The sequence below is a fragment of the Pseudomonas sp. S2_E02 genome (genome assembly GCF_054668355.1).
Window position 1 is genome coordinate 4,415,234 of sequence record NZ_CP162761.1, and the last position, 20,972, is coordinate 4,436,205.

14 protein-coding genes are annotated in these 20,972 nt (G+C 60.3%); 9 read left to right on the top strand and 5 right to left on the bottom strand.

The window, feature by feature from the left end:
- Positions 1–49: 49 nt before the first annotated feature.
- Positions 50–4,645 carry a dermonecrotic toxin domain-containing protein gene (locus AB4O01_RS19935; protein ID WP_460089313.1) on the top strand — a complete coding sequence of 1,532 codons (4,596 nt, stop codon included), beginning with the start codon at positions 50–52 and terminating at the stop codon, positions 4,643–4,645.
- Here the strand turns inward: AB4O01_RS19935 and pdxR are convergent.
- On the bottom strand, positions 4,602–6,155 hold the full coding sequence (pdxR, locus tag AB4O01_RS19940; RefSeq protein WP_186620232.1) for a MocR-like pyridoxine biosynthesis transcription factor PdxR: 1,554 nt from the start codon (positions 6,153–6,155) through the stop codon (positions 4,602–4,604). The genes AB4O01_RS19935 and pdxR overlap by 44 nt on opposite strands.
- A gap of 92 nt (positions 6,156–6,247) precedes the next feature.
- On the opposite strand from pdxR, the gene AB4O01_RS19945 reads away from it, so the two are divergent.
- Genes AB4O01_RS19945 through AB4O01_RS19955 form a run of 3 tightly spaced genes read left to right on the top strand, consistent with a single transcriptional unit; the run spans position 6,248 to position 8,013 of the window.
- Complete coding sequence (locus AB4O01_RS19945; RefSeq protein ID WP_116254209.1) at positions 6,248–6,871, top strand: FMN-binding negative transcriptional regulator; 624 nt, start codon at positions 6,248–6,250, stop codon at positions 6,869–6,871.
- 11 nt (positions 6,872–6,882) lie between these two features.
- Complete coding sequence (locus tag AB4O01_RS19950; RefSeq protein ID WP_116254208.1) at positions 6,883–7,329, top strand: GNAT family N-acetyltransferase; 447 nt, start codon at positions 6,883–6,885, stop codon at positions 7,327–7,329.
- A 12-nt stretch (positions 7,330–7,341) separates the two neighbouring features.
- Positions 7,342–8,013 (top strand): GNAT family N-acetyltransferase, encoded by a 672-nt coding sequence (locus AB4O01_RS19955; RefSeq protein WP_460089315.1) that lies wholly within the window; start codon positions 7,342–7,344, stop codon positions 8,011–8,013.
- A 100-nt stretch (positions 8,014–8,113) separates the two neighbouring features.
- Here AB4O01_RS19955 and AB4O01_RS19960 read toward each other — a convergent pair whose 3' ends face one another.
- Positions 8,114–9,013, bottom strand: coding sequence for a homocysteine S-methyltransferase family protein (locus AB4O01_RS19960; protein WP_460089317.1), 900 nt, complete (start codon positions 9,011–9,013; stop codon positions 8,114–8,116).
- 113 nt (positions 9,014–9,126) lie between these two features.
- On the opposite strand from AB4O01_RS19960, the gene AB4O01_RS19965 reads away from it, so the two are divergent.
- From AB4O01_RS19965 to AB4O01_RS19980, 4 genes are all read left to right on the top strand, one after another.
- Positions 9,127–9,948, top strand: coding sequence for an ABC transporter substrate-binding protein (locus tag AB4O01_RS19965; RefSeq protein ID WP_099757552.1), 822 nt, complete (start codon positions 9,127–9,129; stop codon positions 9,946–9,948).
- Positions 9,945–10,784, top strand: coding sequence for an amino acid ABC transporter permease (locus AB4O01_RS19970; protein WP_099757553.1), 840 nt, complete (start codon positions 9,945–9,947; stop codon positions 10,782–10,784). The genes AB4O01_RS19965 and AB4O01_RS19970 overlap by 4 nt, the downstream gene beginning before the upstream one ends.
- Positions 10,785–10,865: 81 nt before the next feature.
- Positions 10,866–13,823 (top strand): autotransporter outer membrane beta-barrel domain-containing protein, encoded by a 2,958-nt coding sequence (locus AB4O01_RS19975; protein ID WP_460089319.1) that lies wholly within the window; start codon positions 10,866–10,868, stop codon positions 13,821–13,823.
- 199 nt (positions 13,824–14,022) lie between these two features.
- A complete protein-coding gene (locus tag AB4O01_RS19980) occupies positions 14,023–16,200 on the top strand; it encodes an autotransporter domain-containing protein (protein ID WP_460089320.1) in 2,178 nt (725 codons plus the stop codon).
- Positions 16,201–16,398: 198 nt separating this feature from the next.
- Here the strand turns inward: AB4O01_RS19980 and oadA are convergent, their stop codons facing one another.
- Positions 16,399–18,207 carry a sodium-extruding oxaloacetate decarboxylase subunit alpha gene (oadA, locus tag AB4O01_RS19985; protein WP_427120202.1) on the bottom strand — a complete coding sequence of 603 codons (1,809 nt, stop codon included), beginning with the start codon at positions 18,205–18,207 and terminating at the stop codon, positions 16,399–16,401.
- 11 nt (positions 18,208–18,218) lie between these two features.
- Positions 18,219–19,634 (bottom strand): acetyl-CoA carboxylase biotin carboxylase subunit, encoded by a 1,416-nt coding sequence (locus AB4O01_RS19990; RefSeq protein ID WP_025112637.1) that lies wholly within the window; start codon positions 19,632–19,634, stop codon positions 18,219–18,221.
- A gap of 190 nt (positions 19,635–19,824) precedes the next feature.
- Here AB4O01_RS19990 and AB4O01_RS19995 point away from each other — a divergent pair, with 190 nt between their 5' ends.
- Positions 19,825–20,787, top strand: coding sequence for a LysR family transcriptional regulator (locus AB4O01_RS19995; protein ID WP_093429604.1), 963 nt, complete (start codon positions 19,825–19,827; stop codon positions 20,785–20,787).
- On the opposite strand, the gene AB4O01_RS20000 is transcribed toward AB4O01_RS19995, so the two are convergent.
- Positions 20,729–20,932, bottom strand: coding sequence for a PA3496 family putative envelope integrity protein (locus AB4O01_RS20000; RefSeq protein ID WP_095188667.1), 204 nt, complete (start codon positions 20,930–20,932; stop codon positions 20,729–20,731). The two genes, AB4O01_RS19995 and AB4O01_RS20000, sit on opposite strands and share 59 nt — an antisense overlap.
- Positions 20,933–20,972 lie beyond the last annotated feature (40 nt).

Consider the following 20,972-nt stretch of genomic DNA (forward strand, 5'->3'; position numbering starts at 1 on the left):
TGCCCGGAACCGCCGCCCTTGGGCGCGCCCATCAGAGCAGGAGTTGCCCATGCCCGAAATCCCCTCGCCCAGCGCCGTCGATGTCGTGACTCAACTGGTGACCGGCCCTTCACTGCGAGAAGTTGCGTCGAAAACGCTGCGCCCCGCGCTCAGGACGCTGTATCCCGACCTCGATCTCGACCCGCAGCTGGCCATGGTCGTAAGACCGACCTGGGTCATTGAAGATGATCGGGTCGTCCCCGGTCGCCACCTGATCGAATCGCTGACCGACACCCTGGTACGCCTGGGCCTCTCCGGCACGACTGTGGCGTATCTCGACGGTGAGCATTATCTGACCTTGCAGCCCGACCTGCCGTCCGCCATCCAGCTGCCGGTGAAAATCAGCGCGATCGGTAAGCTGCTCAATGAGCTGGCACCGTTGCTGTTCATCGCCTACAAGGAACACCAGGTCAATTACTGGGATGATTTCACCTACCCAGGGCAGCCGCGCTGGCAGCAGATGTCACAGGCCCTGCGCAATTTGTGGAAGGTCGACGCGAACCCTGGCTGGGATGCCGACCAGCGAGCCATGGCCGAAGCGCTTTATAAATACCCGGACAAACACCAGCGACTGCCCACCGACAAATACAAGACCCGCGCCTGCCTGATTGATCTTGACCGTGGCGAGGGTGACGAGCAGAAGCATGTGACCCTGCTCGATACCGCGGTACTGATCGGCACCGATGACAAGCGCACCTTGATCATGACCCACTCGGTGCTGCAGGGCTTCGAGAGTTTTCAATCGCTGGAAAAACTCGGCGAAGCCCTGCCGCGTCGTTATTGGCAAGGTGCCTCCGGTGCCGGGTTGAAATGGCGACTGGTCGAACCACAGGGCCATTTCTTCGACTATCAAGCCTGCACACTGGTCGCCCTGGAAGCCGAGGCGCTGGGCGCGATCAATTATTTTCAGGGTTCGAGTTCCAGCGAGCTATATCCGCACACCGGGACTGTCGGCAATCCGCGAGAGCCGACACCGCGCCTCAAACCTCATATCGCTCGCCTGCGTCCGATGCTGCCAGAATGGCTCGACAGCGCCTCTCCCGCCGATCAAACCCGTTACAGCCGGCATCTGCTGGATCTGACGATGGTGCAGCACACGAACAAGGGAAAATCATTTCAAAGCGAAGTCATCAGCCTGCAAGCGTTCACCCGTGATGCCCTGAAACAACAGATAGCCAAAGATCATCCGCAAGCCGGCGAGGTGAGGATCGATGACATCGAGATCAGCATCACCAGCCTGGTGGTCTGGGGCACATTTGTCTTTCCGGGTAACACGCAGACCAAGACGCTGTCGCTCATTGAACTCGCGCTGCAGAACCTCGCGGGGCAGCCAGCCGGCAACAAAACCGTACGTTACAAGGATGGCGGCGTGTTGCCTGAGTGGATGACCGCAAGCTACCTGCAACAACTGGTCAGCAGCGTCGATATCGGCCAGACCTACCCGGCGTACCTGCAAAACCTGCTGATTGACAACAATGAGCAGGCGTCGGCAGTGCAAGCACTTTATGCCAGCCAGTTGCCCATCGAGCTGCCGCTGCTGGCGTTACAGCACAAAATACAGGGCAAGACCGGCATCACTGAACAGGGTTACCGCTATGTGGTTGCCGCGCTGGCAAACACCGGCGATGAGCGTCATGTCGATCGCGATGAAATCGTCATTCGCCCGCTGGGGTTCGTGGCCCATCGCAGTCGATCACAGGCCGACATCGTCAACAACATGTTCGTCATCGGCCCGCGCGAGGCGGACAAAGGGCCGTGCCTGCTTTATCGACCACTGTTCGAAACGGCACTGATGCAATTTCCCTCACACGCCAACCTGTTTTACGAGATCCAGCACTCACAGGAGCTGCGCGAATCGGTCCTGGCCTGGTTGCCGGACGATGTGCGCTTCAAGTACAGCCAGTTCGTCTTCACCGCCCGATTGCCTTCAGTCTGGACTATCCCGCAATTGCTGGTGAACCCCTTCACCGCCCTCGACATGTCCGGCCCCGTTGCGCTGGCGACCGCAACGATTGAACACGATGTACTGGCGACCCTGCATAACAGCAACGTGCAGGCTGTCATCACCCAGGCCGATCGGCAATCGGTCTCTGATGCAGAAGCACGCTGGGCAACGCTCAAACACGGCGGTTGGATGCTGTTCAACGCGGCGTTGCCATTCCTCGGGCGCAGCGTCGGCACGGCAGCGTGGATCTGGCAGATCATGGACGACCTGCAAGAGATCAGCGACGAGGCCAATGAGCAATCCGGCAAGCTTGCCTGGACAGCCCTCACCGACATTCTCCTGGCCTTGGGCATGGTGCTCGCCCATCGCGCAGCGGTCGGCGACAAGCCATTCAGCGAGTCGATCTCGCAGGAAGAACCCACCGCCACCGTCACCACCGAACTCGTCGTCAGCAAACCGTTGCAGTTGCCGGACGTCTCCAGCACTGCACTGCCCATTGCGCATGAGATGGTGGTCAACCCCTTCACGGCGCTGAAACGATCCCCGGTCGCACTCGCAGCGCTGCTCGACAGTTTTCAGATCGCCAAACCCAAAGGCATCGGCGATGCCGCCACCGAGGGCACACACAGGCATCTTTATCCCCGCCAACAACAGTGGTTCGCTCCCGTAGGCCAGCGCTGGTTCGAAGTCATGCTCAATGAGCACGCCGAGGTGCAGATCATCGACTCGCGCCAGCAACCGCCACGCAACGGGCCGCAACTGACCCGCACGGCCAACGGCCAATGGGTGGTCGACCTTCGCTTGCGCCTGCGAGGCGGCGGACTCGACAGCGCACTTGAGGCCGTTCAGGACGTGAGCAAAATGGACGCCAGGCAACTGACTGCCGAAATCAGTGCGTTCGACGTAACGATGAAAGCCAAGCAGATTCAGCGTGATGCTGACCACAAAGCCTTCAACGATGCGGTCGGGCAAGCACGAGGACCGGCACGCGAGCACTATCTGGCAACGCTAGACGCACAGCTCAAGGCGTACGGCGCGAATATTGAACAGATCAAGGCGTTGAATCAGAAAGAGCCGATTCCGAACTACCGGACCGTCATGATTGAGCGCCTGCAAATGCAGCTGTTTCTCGGGCAGGAATGGCTCGACCTGCATTCCGCCGTATTTCAGACTGACCTGAAGGCCATGCAGACAATGCTTGCCGATGAAGCCGGATTCATCGCGCAGGCGTTTGTTCAGACCTTTGAAAGAATGACCCTCCAGACCCAGGCCATCATTGAAAAAACAGAGTTGGCCAATAGCCGTTTTGACGAACTGATGTTGTTGGGAAAAGATGCCGTCAAAATTATTCCAACCTATCGCAAGGCATTGCCGAAATATGATCTGAACGACCTCAAGCTTTTGCAGATCAGTCTTGGCCAGGAAATTTGCATCAAGGCCGGTACGACAGCGGACGCCGCCAATGCCTATCAGGCACTCGCCAGTCTCATCGAAGACGCCGCGTTGAGTATCCAGAGCACGCTGAATCTGACCGAGGATGAAAGCCTCGACAACCTGCGCGAACGCATCGATGTCCTGAGCAATGTGGCCGAACAGTTTTCCGCCATCGATCAGCGCTTTGGTGATCTGCTCATCGACTACCCCGAACACATCAACACTGAGCGACTGCAGCATGTGCGTAAACGGGTAAACGGGTTCAGGGCGCGCACGGATGTAAAACTGGCCGAGTTGCTGCACTTCAAGCACTTGCTGGGACCGACACCGGGGCCTTCGAAGGCGAGATCATCAACGCGCCAGATCATCAAAACCCAATCCAGAGGCACGGTAGTCGGCAATCGAAAAAAACGCATCAAGGGGCAAAAATCCGACCAGGTGGAAGTACGAACCACCCTGACGGGTGTCATCGCCACATTCCAGGAAGAATCGCCCGGTGTCTGGGTAGAACAGCGCACGGCAAAGACCCGCCAACCCAAGGCCCATTCATCCGTGAGTGCCAGCAGCCGTGCAGGCCAGGCGCTGATCGACGGCCTGGCTGCATTCCACCAACGTATCGAGGCTCAACTCAAACGAGGGCGGCGGATACCTGTCGAGGTCGAGGAGGAATACCACAAGCATGCCGCTGTCTTGCGCGAAGCCAATGCGGCGATTGATGAAGCATTGACCGCCAGTAATCTGACCGCAGACTTCAAAAAGCCGACCGAAGAAATCAGCCACAAGCTTGACGAGGCCGCTAATGCCCTTGACGAAAAAGGCACCAGCATTCGCATCGGACTGGTCAAACAACAACCGCCGACTGCGGCGGGGGTGCAGTGGCTCAAAGACAAGGGTGAAGTGACGATTTCCAAAACCATTACCCGTCGCCGGCTCAAAGGCCACTCAAGGGGTTTTCTCGACGAATACGAAGTACGCGATGCCCACACCGGCAAGGTGCTGTGTTACGCACACTTCCACTACAGCAGTGTCGACGCTCCCGTCACTTCGTTTACCGCCGGGCATATGAAAACAGTCGCGCAACGACACATCGGCGGTTCCCACGAGCCGAGCGATCCCACCAGTTCGCAGCTCCTCGAAATCCATCGCAGCGAGATTTCACGACAGTCAGCCGAGCATCTGTTCTTCACGCCTGCCAAACCTGCCGCAAGCGCTTCAGTGCCGCTGTAATGTCAGGTTCAGGGACGGCGGCAAAGCCCAGGACCAGCCCGGCACGCTGGTCCAGCGGTGTAGTGGAGTCCGGCAGCCAGTAACTGCTCAAGCCGTTGATCTCCACGTCAACGCCTGCTGCCTGCGCAATCAACTGCTGCTCGCGTTCGATGCTTGTTACGGCCACGGTCAGGTGCAGCCCGGCGGAAACGGCGGGCAAATCTCCAACACCGGCAATGGCGGTCGGCCAACCGTGGAGCAAGGTATTGCGACGGCTCAGGGCGGCGCGGCGCATGCGCCGGATATGCCGCTGGAAATGCCCGGCCGCCATGAACTCGGCCATCACCGCTTGGGTACTGACCTCGGAATGGCGGACATCCACCGCGCGGCGTTGCGAGAAGGCATCGACCAGCGCCGGCGGCAGCACCAGATAACCGAGGCGCAATGCCGGAAAGGCAACCTTGCCGAAAGTACCGACATACAGCACTCGCCCCTGTCGATCGAGTGCCGCCAACGGCGCCAGCGGCGCACCGGTGTAGCGGTATTCGCCATCGTAGTCGTCCTCGACGATCCAGCCTTGGTTGCGCTCGGCCCAGGCGAGCAGTTCGAGGCGCCGCGCAAGACTCATCACCACGCCTGTCGGGTACTGATGAGAGGGCGTGACATACGCTACCCGACAGTCCCCGGTGGCCGACAACGCCGAGCAGTCCATGCCCTCCTCGTCCACGGCAATACCCTGCAAACGACCTCCTGCCACCGCGAACGCATGACCGGCCGCGCGGTAACCCGGATTCTCGATCGCCACACCGTCGCCCGGCTCCACCAGCAGCTGTGCACAAAGACTAATGCCTTGCTGTGCGCCGCTGGTGATCACAATTTGCTCAGGCGAGCACTGCATGCCGCGCGAACTGCGCAAATAGGCAGCGATCATTGCACGCAGGCGCGCATCGCCGGACGGATCGCCATAGCACAGTTGCTCCAGATCCGGTTTGCGCCAGAAAGCCGCATTCAGCTTGGCCCACACCTCGAACGGGAACAGATCAAACGCCGGTACACCGACCCGAAATGCTCGTGGCGGACCACTCGGTGGCCGGGCCAAATGGTTCTTTTCGATGCGCGAAAAACTATCGCTGTGGATAACTTTACTGGATGAAATTACAGGTAAATCCAGCCAGTTTGTGGATAAGGCTGTGGGTAAGCCTGTTGAAAACCCTGTGGATACTTTTGTGGATAATTTTTTCGCAGGGCTCGCTACCGGCATCAATTGTGCGACGTAGGTGCCATCGCCTACCCGCCCTTCGATAAAGCCTTCGGCATACAGTTGATCGTAGGCGCGCACCACGCTGTTGCGGGAAATCCCCAACGCCGCCGCCAGATCGCGACTGGCCGGCAACCGCGTGCCGCTCGCCAGTCGCCCGTCCAGTACCCGCAGGCGCAACGCCTGATACAGCTGACGACTCAAACCCTGGCGGCGATCAAGCTCGATCCCGGCAGGGTTGAACGGCATGGATAACAGCGGCGAATCGGGCATGGCAATGGACCTATGAAATTGGTCATCAATGGCTCTTACAACAGACCAATAGCCTGCCTAGGATGCTGGCATTCGCCAAGGAAAATCTGCCCATGTACACGCCACGCGCCTTTGCCATCGAAGAATTGTCCCAACTGCACGAACTGATTCTCGCCACCCGCCTCGCCATTCTGGTGAGCCATGGCGAAAGCGGCTTGCAGGCCAGCCATGTGCCGGTACTACTGCATTGCGAACAGGGCGAGTACGGCACGCTCTACGGGCACCTGGCCCGCGCCAACCCACAGTGGAAAGACCTGCGTGACGGCGCCGAAGCCATGCTGATCTTCGCCGGCGCCGATGCCTACGTCAGCCCGGGCTTTTACCCGAGCAAGGCCGAACACGGCAAAGTCGTGCCGACCTGGAACTACATCGCCGTGCACGCTTATGGCCACGCCGAAACCTTCAGCGATGGCGGACGCCTGCTCGACATCGTCAGCACCCTCACCGACCGTCATGAAGCCGGCCGCACGCAACCGTGGTCGGTCGCCGACGCGCCTGCCGATTACATCGACGGCATGCTCAAAGCGATTGTCGGCTTCGCCATTCCCATCGACCGCCTCGAAGGCAAACGCAAGCTCAGCCAGAACCGCAGCGCCGAAGACATTGCCGGCGTGCGCGAAGGCCTGGCCGCCAGCCCGGACATCAATGATCAAACCCTCGCCCGATTGATGCGCTAAGGAAATCCCCCATGAGTCAGATCGACATTCGCCCGGTCAGCGCCGACGACCACGCCGCCTGGCTGCCGCTATGGCAGGCCTACCTGCGTTTCTACAACACCGAACTGCCGGACGCTGTGACGCACAGCACCTGGCAGCGCTTTCTCGACCCGAACGAACCGACCCACGCCGCCCTCGCCTGGGCTGGCGGTAAAGCGGTAGGCATGGTGCATTACATCTATCATCGTTCGAACTGGAGCATCGAAAACTCCTGCTACCTGCAGGACTTGCTGGTGATCCCGGAGACCCGGGGCACCGGCGTCGGCCGCCAGTTGATCGAACACGTCTACGCCACCGCCAAGGCTGACGGCTGCTGCAAGGTTCATTGGTTGACCCACGAAACCAACGCCACCGCGATCCAGCTCTACGAGCGTATCGCCGAACGCCCGGGCTTCATCCAGTTTCGCCAAGCCCTTTAAGGAGACGCACGCATGATCGCTTCACCCGCTGACTGGAAAGGCGTCCCCGCCCCCACCGCCACCTTGCTTGAAGGGCGTTTTATCCGTCTGGAAAGACTCGACCCGGCGCGCCACGGTGACCAACTGTTCGCCGCACTCGAAGGCCCCGGTGCCGACCCGAAACTCTGGGATTATTTGCCCTACGGCCCGTTCCCGGAACGCAGCGTTTTCGACGCTTGGCTGAACAACCACGCGGCCGCCAGCGACCCGTATTTCTTCAGCGTCGTCGATCGCGCCAGCGGTCAGGTACAAGGCATCCTTAGCCTGATGTCGATTGTCCCGGCCCAGGGCCGTATCGAAATCGGCCACGTCACCTTCGGCGCGCCGATGCAGCGCTCGCCGAGAAGCACCGAAGCGGTGTACCTGTTGGCCAAATATTCCTTCGACCTCGGCTACCGCCGCCTCGAATGGAAATGCAATAACGGCAACGCCCGCTCCAAATACGCCGCCGAACGTCTGGGTTTCAGCTTCGAAGGCGTGTTCCGCCAGCACATGGTGGTCAAGGGCCAGAATCGTGATACCGCGTGGTACTCGATTCTGGATGGCGAGTGGCCGGCAATTGCGGCAGGTTTCGAGCGGTGGCTGTCGGATGAAAATCAGACGCCCAACGGGCAGGTGAAAGGTTTGGTCGAGTGCCGTTCCTGATTATCTGAAAAGCAAAAGATCGCAGCCTGCGGCAGCTCCTACACGGTGAATTTAAATCCCATGCAGGAGTGGCCGCAGGCTGCGATCTTTTGATCTGCGGTTACACCAGCTTTTGCGCCAGCACCGCAATGTGCTCCGGCCCGATCCCGCAGCAACCGCCCAAATGGCTCGCACCGCGCTGCTGCCAGTCAATCGCCCAGTGCAAGTAACCCGGCGGATCCAGGTCATCGCGCAGCGGATCAAGTCCGTCATTGGCCGTAGCTTCTTTTGGCTGCGGCGGAAACGCATTGGCGTAGGCACCAAGGTGAATTTTCGCCCCCAGACGCTCGAAGGTGTCACGCGCGGCATCAATCGCGGCACCGATCACTTCCGGCTGACTGCAATTGAACAACAACGTCTCGACGCCCAACTCAGCCGCCACCGCAGCCGCCTCGGCGACTGGCTCACCAGAGCGCAGGCGCGGCACTTCATCGGTGTCTTCGTCCTTCAAGGTGAACGACAACCAGAACGGTTTGCCATCCTTCGGCAACCCGGCGTGAATGGCACGCGCCTCGATGATCGAGCTCTGGGTTTCCGCCAGCCACAGATCAACGTGCGGGGCCAGACCATTGACCAACGGCGCCAGCAACTCGGTCACTCGTGCGGCCTCGAACAGATCCGGACGATATGAGCCGAACAGCGGCGGCAATGAGCCGGCCACCCGCACGGATTTCCCCGAGGCCTGCACCGCACGTCGCGCCAGCTCACCGGCCAACGCGGCCAGCGCCTGCCCTTCTGCGGCGAAACGCTCTTCGCCAATATGGAACGGCACCACGGCATAACTGTTGGTGGTAATCACATTGGCGCCACTGGCGATATAAGCGGCATGCACCCCCTCAACCGCTTGCGGCGCCTCGCTCAACGCCAGCGCCGACCACTCCGGCTGACGAAATGGCGCCCCGGCGCGCTGCAACTCACGGCCCATGCCGCCATCGAGAATAATCGTGCTTCCTGCGCCCATATGCTTTTCACTCATATGCTTATGAAAATAACTCACTATCAGAGTCGTTCTTATAACTATTTAATACGCACCATTCCGTTAAAAACAACCTCTTTTTTACCCAGGGATCGACTGTGAAATTTAAACCGCTACTGGCCCTGGGCCTGACGATTCTGGCCGCTTCCACTCAAGCCTTTGCTGGCGCCACGCTGGATCGTATCGAGCAGAAAAAAGAACTGGTCGGCGTGCTGATGGAAAGCTATCCACCGTTCTCGTTTCTCAATGACCAGAATCAGCTTGATGGCTTCGATGTGGACGTCGCTAAGGCCGTGGCTGACAAGTTGGGCGTGAAGTTGCGACTGGAAACACCGTCCTGGGACGTCATTGCCGCCGGCCGCTGGAGCGGGCGTTACGATATCTGCATCTGCTCGATGACACCGAGCAAGGCCCGCGCCGAAGTGTTCGATTTCCCGGTCGAGTACTACGCCTCGCCCGCAGTGATCGTAGTCAACGCCAAGGATGATCGGATTCACGCTGCCAAGGATCTGAGTGGCAAAAAAGTCGGCCTCACCAGCGCGTCCAGTTACGAAAGTTATCTGAACAAGAACCTGGTCATCGAAGGTGCCGAAGACAAGCAGTTGCAGTACCCGTTCGAAGATGTGCAGATCGCGCCGTACGACACCGACAACGTTGCCTTCCAGGATTTGGGCCTGGGCGCCGGCGTGCGTCTGGATGCAATCCTCACCAACCTCGTCACCGCGCAGCCACGCCTGAACGAAGACAAACGCTTCAAACTGGCCGGCGCGCCGCTGTATTCGGAACCGAACTCGGTGGCCATCGAAAAAGGTGACGCGCAATGGGATGCCAAAGTGCGCGAGGTGTTCGCGCAACTGAAACAGGACGGCACCCTGAGCAAGCTGTCGCAAAAATGGATCGGTGCTGATATCAGCCAATGACTTCTTTCCCGACACCGCCACAGCCACCACAACCGGTGGCTGAATCACGCCTGCAACGCCTGTTCGGTTTTCGTACGCGGCTGTACCTGACATGGGCGGCGCTGTTCTGCCTGTTCGCCGGGTTCTTCCTGAGCTTCGACCTGAAGTTCTCGATCATCCTCGACAAACTGCCCAACCTGGTCGGTTTGCACCTGGCGCCCAACGGCTTTCTGCAAGGCGCGGCGCTGACGCTTTTCCTGTGTATGTGCTCGATTGTCGCCTCGTCCCTGCTGGGCTTCATCACGGCATTGGCGCGCCTGTCGAAAAGCGCCGTGGCGTTCGGTATCGCCAGCTTCTACACCTCGTTCTTTCGCGGCACGCCACTGCTCATTCAGATCCTGTTGATCTACCTCGGCTTGCCACAACTGGGCATCGTGCCTGGCGCCATTGTCGCGGGCATCATTGCCCTGTCGTTGAACTACGGCGCCTATCTCAGCGAAATCTTCCGCGCCGGCATCCTCGGGGTCGACCACGGCCAGCGTGAAGCTTCGCTGGCATTGGGGATGCGCGAGACGGTGATTTTCTGGCGCATCACCCTGCCGCAAGCCATGCGCACGATCATCCCGCCCACCACCAACCAGTTCATCTCGATGCTCAAGGACTCGTCGCTGATCTCGGTGATGGGGGTCTGGGAAGTGATGTTTCTCGCCCAGTCATACGGGCGCTCAAGCTACCGCTATATCGAAATGTTGACGACGGCGGCGATCATTTACTGGCTGATGTCGATTGGCCTGGAGTTGATTCAGGCACGCATGGAGCGGCATTACGGCAAGGCTTACGTGCGTCGCGATCAGTGACTCATCACCTCAAAGACATCATTCTGTAAAAACCCTTCGCTATACAGGACGGCCCGCTTATAACAAAAAGGCCGTCCGACCATGCCGTTCCCGCCCCAGCGTCTGTCTCTCGCCATTGCCCTGTTGATCACCGCCACGGCAGCCCACGGCAAAACCGTGCAGATCGACACCGCCACCACGGCAGCGCAAACGCTGGGAGGCAGCGATACGCTGACGATTTCCGCACCGGGCAGCATCACCAACAGCGGCAAGGCCGTGAGCCTGAAAGACAAGACCAGTGGTGCGGGTGTGGTGATCGATAACGCCGGCAAAATCGTGTCCAGCGGTGGCCGGGCCATCGACAGCAGCGGCGACCTGACCCAGGCGCGCAACTACACGATCTACAACCGCAGCGGCGGGCAGATTCTCGGCGCCAACGACGCCTTGCGCATCGACAGCAACTTCGTCAGCGGCAGCCTGTTGATCGACAACAGCGGCGTGATTCGCTCCACTACCGGCCAAGGCCTGGATCTGGATGCGCTGCGCAGCGACGGGGTGAAAACCACCATCATCAACCGCGCCGACGGGCTGATTCGCGGCGACGCAAGCGACGGCATGAAGACCGGGGCCAACGCGACTATTACCAACTACGGCGAGATTTCCACCGGCGATTCGCACAATGCCGACGAGAAATTCGACGGCATCGATATCGATTCCGCAGGCGGTGTCAGCGTGACCAACTACGGGGTGATTTCCGGCGGCCGGCACGGCATCACCACCGACCTCGGCGCGACGCTGATCAACTACGGGCAGATCACCGGCCGCAATGGTTCCGGGTTCGGTTCCGACGGCGATGGCACGGTGATTAACCACGGCACCATCACTGGCGCTTACTCAGGCTTGCAAGCGAACGGTGACGGCGATGGCGTGGACATCGACAAGATCGCCCACATCGAAAACTACGGGACCATTCAGGGCGTCGGTGCAGGTGGTGTCGACAAGGGCGGTTTCGCCAACGGCAGCGAAGGTATTGCCCTCGGTGGTGGCTACATACTCAACGCCAGCAACGCGTTGATCAGCGGTGCCGACAGCGCCATCCTGGTGGACGATGGCAGCGGCGGTTTGGGGCTGGCGGCGACCACCCTGGAAAACTTCGGCACCATCCAAGGCCTCAACGGTTTTGGCGTGAAGTTCGTCGGTGAGTTCGCCGACAACGTCATCAACGGCGGCACGATCAGCGGCAGCAATGGCCTGGCGCTGGATCTGGGCAGCGGCAACGACAGCCTGACCTTGCGCAATGGCAGTCGCTTTGTCGGCGTGGTGGATGGCGGCAGCGGTTACGACCGCGTGGTGATGGAGGACGCGGCCGGTGGCAGCTTCGGCGCCAGTCGCAACTTCGAATGGCTGGAGGTCAAGCAAGGCGCGTGGACGCTGTCCGGCAGTGGCGATTTCAGCGACGGCGGCGCGGTGCGCAACGGCGCCACCCTGATCAACCAAGGCAGCATCACTGGCAACCTGACCGTCGACGCTGGCGGTGTGTATGCCGGTGGCGGTTCGGTGGGCAATCTCAACGTCAACGGCACGCTACGCACGGACATCGGACTCGGCCGCGCCACCATCGTTCACGACTTGAACATGGGCAGCGCCGGCACCCTCGCCTACGGCGTCAATGCCGACGGCAGCAGCGCGCCGGTACAGGTCGGCGGCATCGCCAACCTCAACGGTGCAACGCTCGCCGTCAATCCCGGCAGCGGCACCTATCCCTGGCAGAGCCACTACACCGTACTGCAAGCGGCGCAGGTCAACGGCACCTTCGGCAAGGTCAGCAGCGACTACGCATTCCTGACGCCGACTCTCGCCTACACACCCACGCAAGTCGATCTGACCTACACCCGCAATGATGTGGCGTTCAATGAGTTCGCCACGACTGGCAACGGCACAAACGCCGCCAACAGCCTCGCCTCAATCGGCAAAGGCAACGCCTTGTACAACGCCTTGCTCAATACCAGCCAAAGCAGCGCCGGCGCGGCGATCGAGCAACTGGCCGGTGCCAGCAATGCCAACCTGACCAGCGCCACCCTCGGCGCCAGCAGTCAGGTCGGCAGCAGCATGCTCTCGGCGATGCAGCAAATGGGCGCCAGCCCGGGACTGATGGTCGGTCTCGATCAGCGCGACACCCCCGTGCTGGCAGCCAATGGCGTGCCGTCCGAAGCACGCAACCTGAATGACCCGAACGCTCGCGGGCGGCTCTGGCTGCAAGGCATCGGCGGCTACGGCAAGCTCGATGGCGAACATGGCAGCAGTGGTCTGGAACAACGCACCAAGGGCAGCGTGCTGGGTGCCGACTGGTCGCTGAATGCAGCATGGCGGCTGGGCGTACTCGGTGGCTATTCGAAAACCGATCTGGACGCGACCGGCGTCGACGGCAACGTCGAGAGCTGGCACGCCGGCGTCTACGCGCTGCACCAGAACGGCCCGATCGCTTTGCGCCTCGGCGCGGCGTACAGCGGCCATCAGGGCGAAAGCAAACGCACCATCGCCTTCAATGGTTTCAGCGACCGCCCGAAAGGCGACTACGACGCCGATTGCCAGCAAGCCTTCGCCGAACTCGGCTATGCCATGGGCAGCGGCCGCCTCAGCGCCGAACCATTCGCCAGCCTCGGTTATCAGCGCTACCACCGCGACAGCTATAAGGAAAAAGGTGGCGCCGCCGCACTGCAAGTCGACAGCCAGACCCAGGACAACTTCAGCAGCACCTTCGGCCTGCGCCTAGCGCACCTGAGCAGCCTGGACAACGGCATGAGCGTGACCCCGCGCATGGCCGCTGGCTGGAAACACACCTATGGCGATGTCAGCAGCTCGACTCGTCAGGCGTTTGTGACTGGCGGCACGGCGTTCAGTGTCGATGGCAGCTCGCTGGATCGCGACAGCCTGGTGCTGGAGGCCGGTCTGGATGTGGGGATCTCGGCGCGGCACACGCTGGGTGTGGGATACAGCGGTGAGATCGGCAGCAACAGCCGCAATCACGGTTTGATCGGGCAGTGGCAGATGAGCTTTTGAGGGTTGAACAGCCGGCGGGGTCTTGAATGGTTGTAGGAAAAGGGAACGCTGCAACCGAGTAAAAATCCTGGTTGCGGATCTCGCGGTCATTTTCTACAAAACGATGCGATGTCGCCTGCAAGCCTGCGGGAAGCAGCCGACATCGGATTTTTTGGGGCATCAATAGAGTTGGGTCTCCTGCTAACCGAGGCTCGACTCAATGACCATTCGACACACGTTCAAACCAAAACATCTGGCTTTGGCCATTTCGCTGGCGCTGGGTTGCGTAGCGGTTGCCAACGCTCAGCAACCCTCTGAAGTCGCTGATTCAACCGCAGTAGCGGATGTCACTGAATTGTCCGAAACCAGCCCTAAAAAAATGGCGCTTGAACGACTGAAGGGATTTCTCACCGACCCAAGTACGGTGCCCATCGCTTTTAAAACCCCTGAAGAAACGTTTAAAGGTACCGCTGTAAACGATCTGATCACGCTCACGGACGGCGCAAGCTTTACCGGCCTGCTGGATGGTGGCGGGGGAGATAACGTCCTGTTCCTGGATGCAGCGGCAGGCGGCGAGCTGAAAGACACACGTAATTTCAACGGCCTGTTCCTCAGCCGGGGCGATTGGGCGCTGAGTTCCAAGGGAGACTTCAAGGAGGGCGTGCTGGTCAACAGCGGTACCACGTTGACCAACCTGGGGAGCATTAAGGGCGACGTGTATGTCGAGAGCGGTGGCAGCTTTGCCGGTAAAGGTGTGGTGGGAAGCCTGGAGGTCGCCGGCCTGCTCACCGTCAATGAGGTGCTAGGCAGCCCGCGCGTGAAAGGCGACTTGCGCTTGTCCCCGACCGCCGAACTGGCTTACGAGGTCACCCCCGGTGGCAGTCAAACGATCAAGGTTGATGGCACCGCCAAGCTGGAAGGCGCCACCCTGAAAGTCGTTGCGGGTCCGGGAGAATATCCGCAAAGCAGACAGTACAAAATCCTCGAAGCGGGCAAGGTAGAAGGCGAATTCGGTACGGTCGTTAGCGACCTCGCCTTCATGACAGCCACTGCGCAATACAACAAAAAGTCCGTCGGGCTGACTTACGCCCGTAACGGTAAGCCGCTTTCGAGCGCTGCCACGACAGCCAACACTCGTGCCGCTGCCGAGGCCATTGTCGATCCAACAGCACCTCCGCCATCAGTGACAACAACGCCATTGACGGCGTCTGCACCAGCTCCAATTTCTGTTCCTGTCCCGACTTCAGCGCCGACTCCCACTGCAGAGTCCGTCCCATCGCCAATGCCGGACGAACCTCTTACTGCGCAAGTTAACGAGACCGCCGAACCGCCCGCACCTGCGCCTATAAAACCTGCAAACGCAGCAGTCGCCGCGCTTCTGACCAGCGACAAAACCACCGCACCGGTCGCCCTCGAACAACTCGCCGCCGGCAGCAATGCAAACCTCGCCAAAGCCACGCTGAGCAGCATCACTCCCGTAAGCGCGAGCATGCTTTCGGCCATGCAGCAACTGAACAGCCGTTACGGTTCTGCCTACAGTTCCGGCAACTCGCCGCGTCAGGCCGCCGGCGCTGCCGATTCCGGGCGCGTGTGGATTCAGGCGCTTGGCCATGGTGGCAAAGTCGACCGCAACTTCGACAGCACCCTCAAACACGCTACCCAAGGCCTGGTCATGGGCGCCGACTGGCGGCTCAACGAGCAATGGCATGTCGGCCTGGTCGGCGGTAAATCGCAGACCAGACTCGATGCCCGGCAATACGATGGCGACCTCGACAGCTGGCACCTCGGTGCCTACGCCGCACGTCAGGACGGCCCCTTCTCGCTGCGTCTCGGGGCGACCTACGCCAGTCATGACGGCGCCAGTAAACGTCGCGTGGCCTTCAACGGCTTCAGCGATCGCCTCAAGGGCAACTATGACGCCAACACCCAACAAGCCTTTGCCGAACTGGCGGTCAACATCGGCCGGCACAACGCGACGCTCGAACCGTTCGCCAGCGTCGGCTATCAGCGCTATCAACGCGACAGCTACCGCGAAAACGGCGGGGATGCGGCGCTGAAAGTCTTCGGACAAACCCGCGACAACCTCAGCAGTACCTTTGGCCTGCGCACGGCGAAAATCAATCGGCTGGACAACGGCATGACGCTGACACCGCGATTCAGTGCCGGCTGGAAACACACCTTTGGCGAGATCGAAAGCGACACCCGCCAGCAACTGGTCAAGGGTGGCAAACGCTTTGAAATTGCCGGTGCCGCGCTGGATCGCAACAGCCTGTCGGTGGATGCCGGCCTCGATCTCGGGCTGTCTGCCAATCACACGGTCGGTGTGGGTCTCACGGGTGAAATGGCCACTGACAGCCGCACTCATGGCGTAATGGGCCAATGGCGCATGGCGTTCTGACGGATTGAACATCGTCACTGTGGGAGCGAGCCTGCTCGCGAATGCGATCGGTCAGTTGAATAAATATCGACTGACACTCCTCTTCGCGAGCAGGCTCGCTCCCACATAGGCCTCATGTGATGCAGACAAATTCCGGATGAAAAAAAAGGGGAGCACATGCCCCCCCGAGGTTTAAAACGTTGGATCGCGGCCGTTATCTCAGCCTTCGATCTCGATCAGAATTTCACCCGGATTGACCCGATCACCCTTGGCCACATGAATGGCGGTTACCTTGCCGGCAATCGCTGCCTGGACTTCGGTTTCCATCTTCATCGCTTCGGTGATCAGCACAGCCTGGCCGGCCTTGACGGTATCGCCCTCCTTGACCAGCACATCAACGATGTTGCCCGGCATGGTGGTGCTGACGTGGCCCGGTGCAGAGGCTTGCTTACGCTTGCTGCTGCCACCGCCGACGAATTCGTTGAGCGGTTCGAACACCACTTCTTCCGGCATGCCGTCGATGGACAGGTAGAAGTGACGCTTGCCTTCAGCTTTGACGCCGACACCGGTGATGTCGACGCGGTAAGTTTCGCCGTGAACGTCGATGACGAACTCGGTCGGCACGCCTTCGCCGCCCGCCTTGGTCACACCGCCCGCTTCCGGAATCGGCAGCAGTACTTCAGGGGTCAGGGTGCCGGCAGCACGCTCTTCGAGGAACTTGCGGCCGATGTCCGGGAACATCGCAAAGGTCAGCACGTCTTCTTCGGACTTGGCCAAGGCGCCGATATCAGCACGCAACTTGGTCATTTCCGGCTTGAGCAGATCGGCCGGACGCACGTCGATGACTTCTTCGCTGCCGATCGCCTGGCGACGCAGCTTCTCGTCGACCACGCCCGGCGCTTTGCCGTAACCGCCCTGCAGGTACAGCTTCACTTCGTTGGTGATGGTCTTGTAGCGCTCGCCGGCCAGCACGTTGAAGAACGCCTGGGTGCCGACGATTTGCGAAGTCGGGGTCACCAGTGGCGGGAAGCCGAGGTCCTCGCGCACGCGTGGGATTTCCGCCAGCACTTCGGCCATGCGGTTTAGGGCGCCCTGCTCTTTCAACTGGTTGGCGAGGTTGGAGATCATCCCGCCCGGCACCTGGTTGACTTGCACGCGGGTGTCGACGGCGGTGAATTCGCTTTCGAACTGGTGGTATTTTTTGCGCACGGCGTAGAAGTACAGACCGATCTCTTGCAGCAGTTCGAGGTTCAGACCGGTGTCGTACTCGGTGCCCTTGAGCGCTGCAACCATCGACTCGGTGCCCGGGTGGCTGGTGCCCGAAGCGAAGCTGGAGATCGCGGTGTCGATATGATCGGCGCCGTTTTCGATCGCCTTGAGCTGGCACATGGTCGCCAGACCGGCCGTGTCGTGGGAGTGGATGAACACCGGCAGCGATTGCTCGGCTTTCAACGCGCGAACCAGTTCGCCAGTGGCGTACGGAGTCAGCAGGCCGGCCATGTCCTTGATCGCCACCGAGTCGCAACCCATGGCTTCCATCTGCTTGGCCTGCGTGACGAACGCATCGATGGTGTGCACCGGGCTGGTGGTGTAAGCGATGGTGCCTTGCGCATGTTTGCCGGCAGCCTTCACCGCCTCGATCGCCACGCGCAGGTTACGCACGTCGTTCATCGCATCGAAGATGCGGAACACGTCGATGCCGTTGACCGCAGCTTTGGCGACGAAGGCTTTGACCACGTCGTCGCTGTAGTGGCGGTAGCCCAGCAGGTTCTGCCCGCGCAGAAGCATTTGCAGGCGCGTGTTAGGCAGCGCCGCGCGCAGTTGGCGCAGACGCTCCCACGGGTCTTCTTTCAGGAAGCGTACGCAGGCGTCGAACGTCGCGCCGCCCCAGCACTCCAGCGACCAGTAGCCGACTTTGTCGAGCTTGTCGCAGATCGGCAGCATATCTTCGGTGCGCATGCGGGTGGCGAGCAGCGATTGGTGAGCGTCGCGCAGGATGGTATCGGTGACAAAGATCTTCTTGGACATTGTTGTATTCCTCACAGGCCTGCGTGGGCGGCGATGGCGGCGGCGATGGCCAGGGCCAGCTCTTCGGGTTTGCGCTTGATCGAGTAGTTGGTCAGTTCAGGGTGGCTTTCAACGAAGCTGGTATTGAACTGGCCGCTACGGAATTCCGGGTTGCGCAGGATTTCCTGGTAGTACGCGGCGGTGGTCTTCACACCTTGCAGACGCATGTCGTCGAGGGCGCGCAGGCCACGGTCCATCGCCTCTTCCCAGGTCAGCGCCCAGACCACAAGCTTCAGGCACATCGAATCGTAGAACGGCGGAATGGTGTAGCCGGTATAGATCGCTGTGTCGGTGCGCACACCCGGTCCGCCGGGGGCGTAATAACGGGTGATCTTGCCGAAGCTCGGCAGAAAGTTGTTCTTCGGGTCTTCGGCGTTGATGCGGAACTGCAACGCGAAACCCCGGTGCTGAATGTCTTCCTGCTTCACCGACAACGGCAGGCCGGAGGCGATGCGAATCTGTTCGCGGACGATGTCGATCCCGGTGATTTCTTCGGTGATGGTGTGCTCCACCTGCACCCGGGTGTTCATCTCCATGAAGTACACCTCACCCTCGGCGAGCAGGAACTCCACGGTACCGGCGTTCTCGTAACCGACCGCCTTGGCCGCTCGCACCGACAGGTCGCCGATGTAGGCGCGCTGTTCCGGGGTCAGTTGCGGACTCGGGGCGATTTCGATGAGTTTCTGGTTGCGGCGCTGGATCGAGCAATCACGCTCGAACAGGTGCACGACATTGCCGAAGCTGTCGCCGAGAATCTGCGCTTCGATGTGCTTGGGGTTAACGATGCATTTTTCCAGAAACACTTCGGCCGAACCGAAGGCCTTGGTCGCTTCGGAAATCACCCGAGGGAAATTCTGTTCGAGTTCTTCGCGGCTGTTGCAGCGACGGATACCGCGACCGCCACCACCGGAAGTGGCTTTGAGCATCACCGGGTAACCGATGCGGTCGCCCTCGGCCAAGGCTTCTTCGATGTCGGCGACGTTACCTTCGGTGCCAGGCGTCACCGGCACACCGGCCTTGATCATGCTGCGCCGGGCTTCGGTCTTGTCGCCCATGCGGCGAATGACTTCCGCCGACGGGCCAATGAATTTGATGCCGCGCTCGGCGCAGATGTCTGCCAGCTCGGCATTTTCCGAAAGGAAACCGTAACCGGGGTGCAACGCATCGCAGCCGGTTTCAACCGCCAGGTTCACCAGCTTGCGCGGGTTCAGGTAACCCGCCAGTGGCTCGGCACCGATGCTGTGGGCCTCGTCCGCGCGTTTCACATGCAGCGCATGGCGGTCGGCGTCGGAAAAAATCGCAACCGAGCGAATGCCCATTTCGGCGCAGGCTCGCACGATTCGTACGGCAATCTCACCACGGTTGGCGATCAGGATCTTTGTTATCACTTGGAGGTTCCCTTGAGCCGGTGGCACCACGACCTGCTAGACCCAGGTCGACGCGTGACCAAATGTTTCAATTCAGTCGCAGGTCCACACTAGCGCTCATGAGGGATTAACAAAAATGAATAAAAATTGGGTTAGCCATAAGCAAAGACTTATAGTTGAACGATCAGCCTGCCATCAGAGCCTATAAGAAATGCGTAAGTCATTGATGCGTATGACATTGCGTCAGTTGCAAATCTTCAACGAAGTGTGTGATTTACGCTCTTACAGCCGCGCAGCAGAGGAAATGTCGCTCACGCAACCGGCCGTCAGCCTACAGATTCGTCAGCTCGAAGAGCTGATCGGCCAGCCATTATTCGATTATGTCGGCAAAAAACTCTACATGACCGAGGCCGCCGAAGCACTTCAGCGCGCCAGCCGGGACATCTTCGGTCGTCTGGAAAACCTCGATATGCAGCTGTCCGACATGCAGGGTTCGCTGCAGGGCCAATTGAAGCTGGCGGTGGAATCCAGCGCCAAATACTTCGTGCCGCACCTGTTCGCCGCGTTCAAGCGTCAGCACCCGGAAGTGAATCTGCAACTGACCGTGGTCAACCGTGGCCAGGTGATTCGCAGGCTGTCCGACAACCGCGACGATCTGGTGATCATGTCGATGGTGCCGCAGGACATGGGTCTGGAATTCCTGCCGTTCCTCAACAACCCGATTGTTGCCGTGGCGCGCCCGGATCACCCGCTGGCACACATGGGTCCGCTGCGGTTACAGGATCTGGAACCCTACACGCTGCTGATCCGCGAGCCCGGCTCGGGCACACGATTGGCCTGCGAAGAGTACTTCAAAGAGAAACGCGTGCACTTCACCCAGACTCAGGAAGTGGCCTCGGCCGAAGCTCAGCGTGAATGTGTGCAGGCGGGTCTGGGCCTGGCGCTGTTGACGCGCCACGCCCTGAACCTGGAGCTGGCGACCGGCGGCCTCGTCGAGTTGCCGGTCGAGGAATTGCCGCTATTCCGTAGCTGGTGTCTGGTGCAAGCCAAGGCCAAACGCTTGTCACCGGTGGCACACGCCTTTCTGGCGTTTATCCGCAGCGAACGGGTGCAGATCAGCGCGCTGGTTGAGCGCTTCGACGGGAAGCTGCGGGTGCTGCCTGCCAATGGTTGATCTCGGGAAAATCGCCGATTTCGGCTTGTAGCTGGCGAAGTTCGAAGCGATCTTCGATAGCGCGGCGAAACTCCATGCGGCGCTGGTCTTCCTGCTGACGACGGGTTTTCGCGGCGCTGTTGCGTTCTTCGTAGGGCTGAGCCATTTCGAGTCTCCCAAGGCGATTACGGGAGTTTCACCATAGG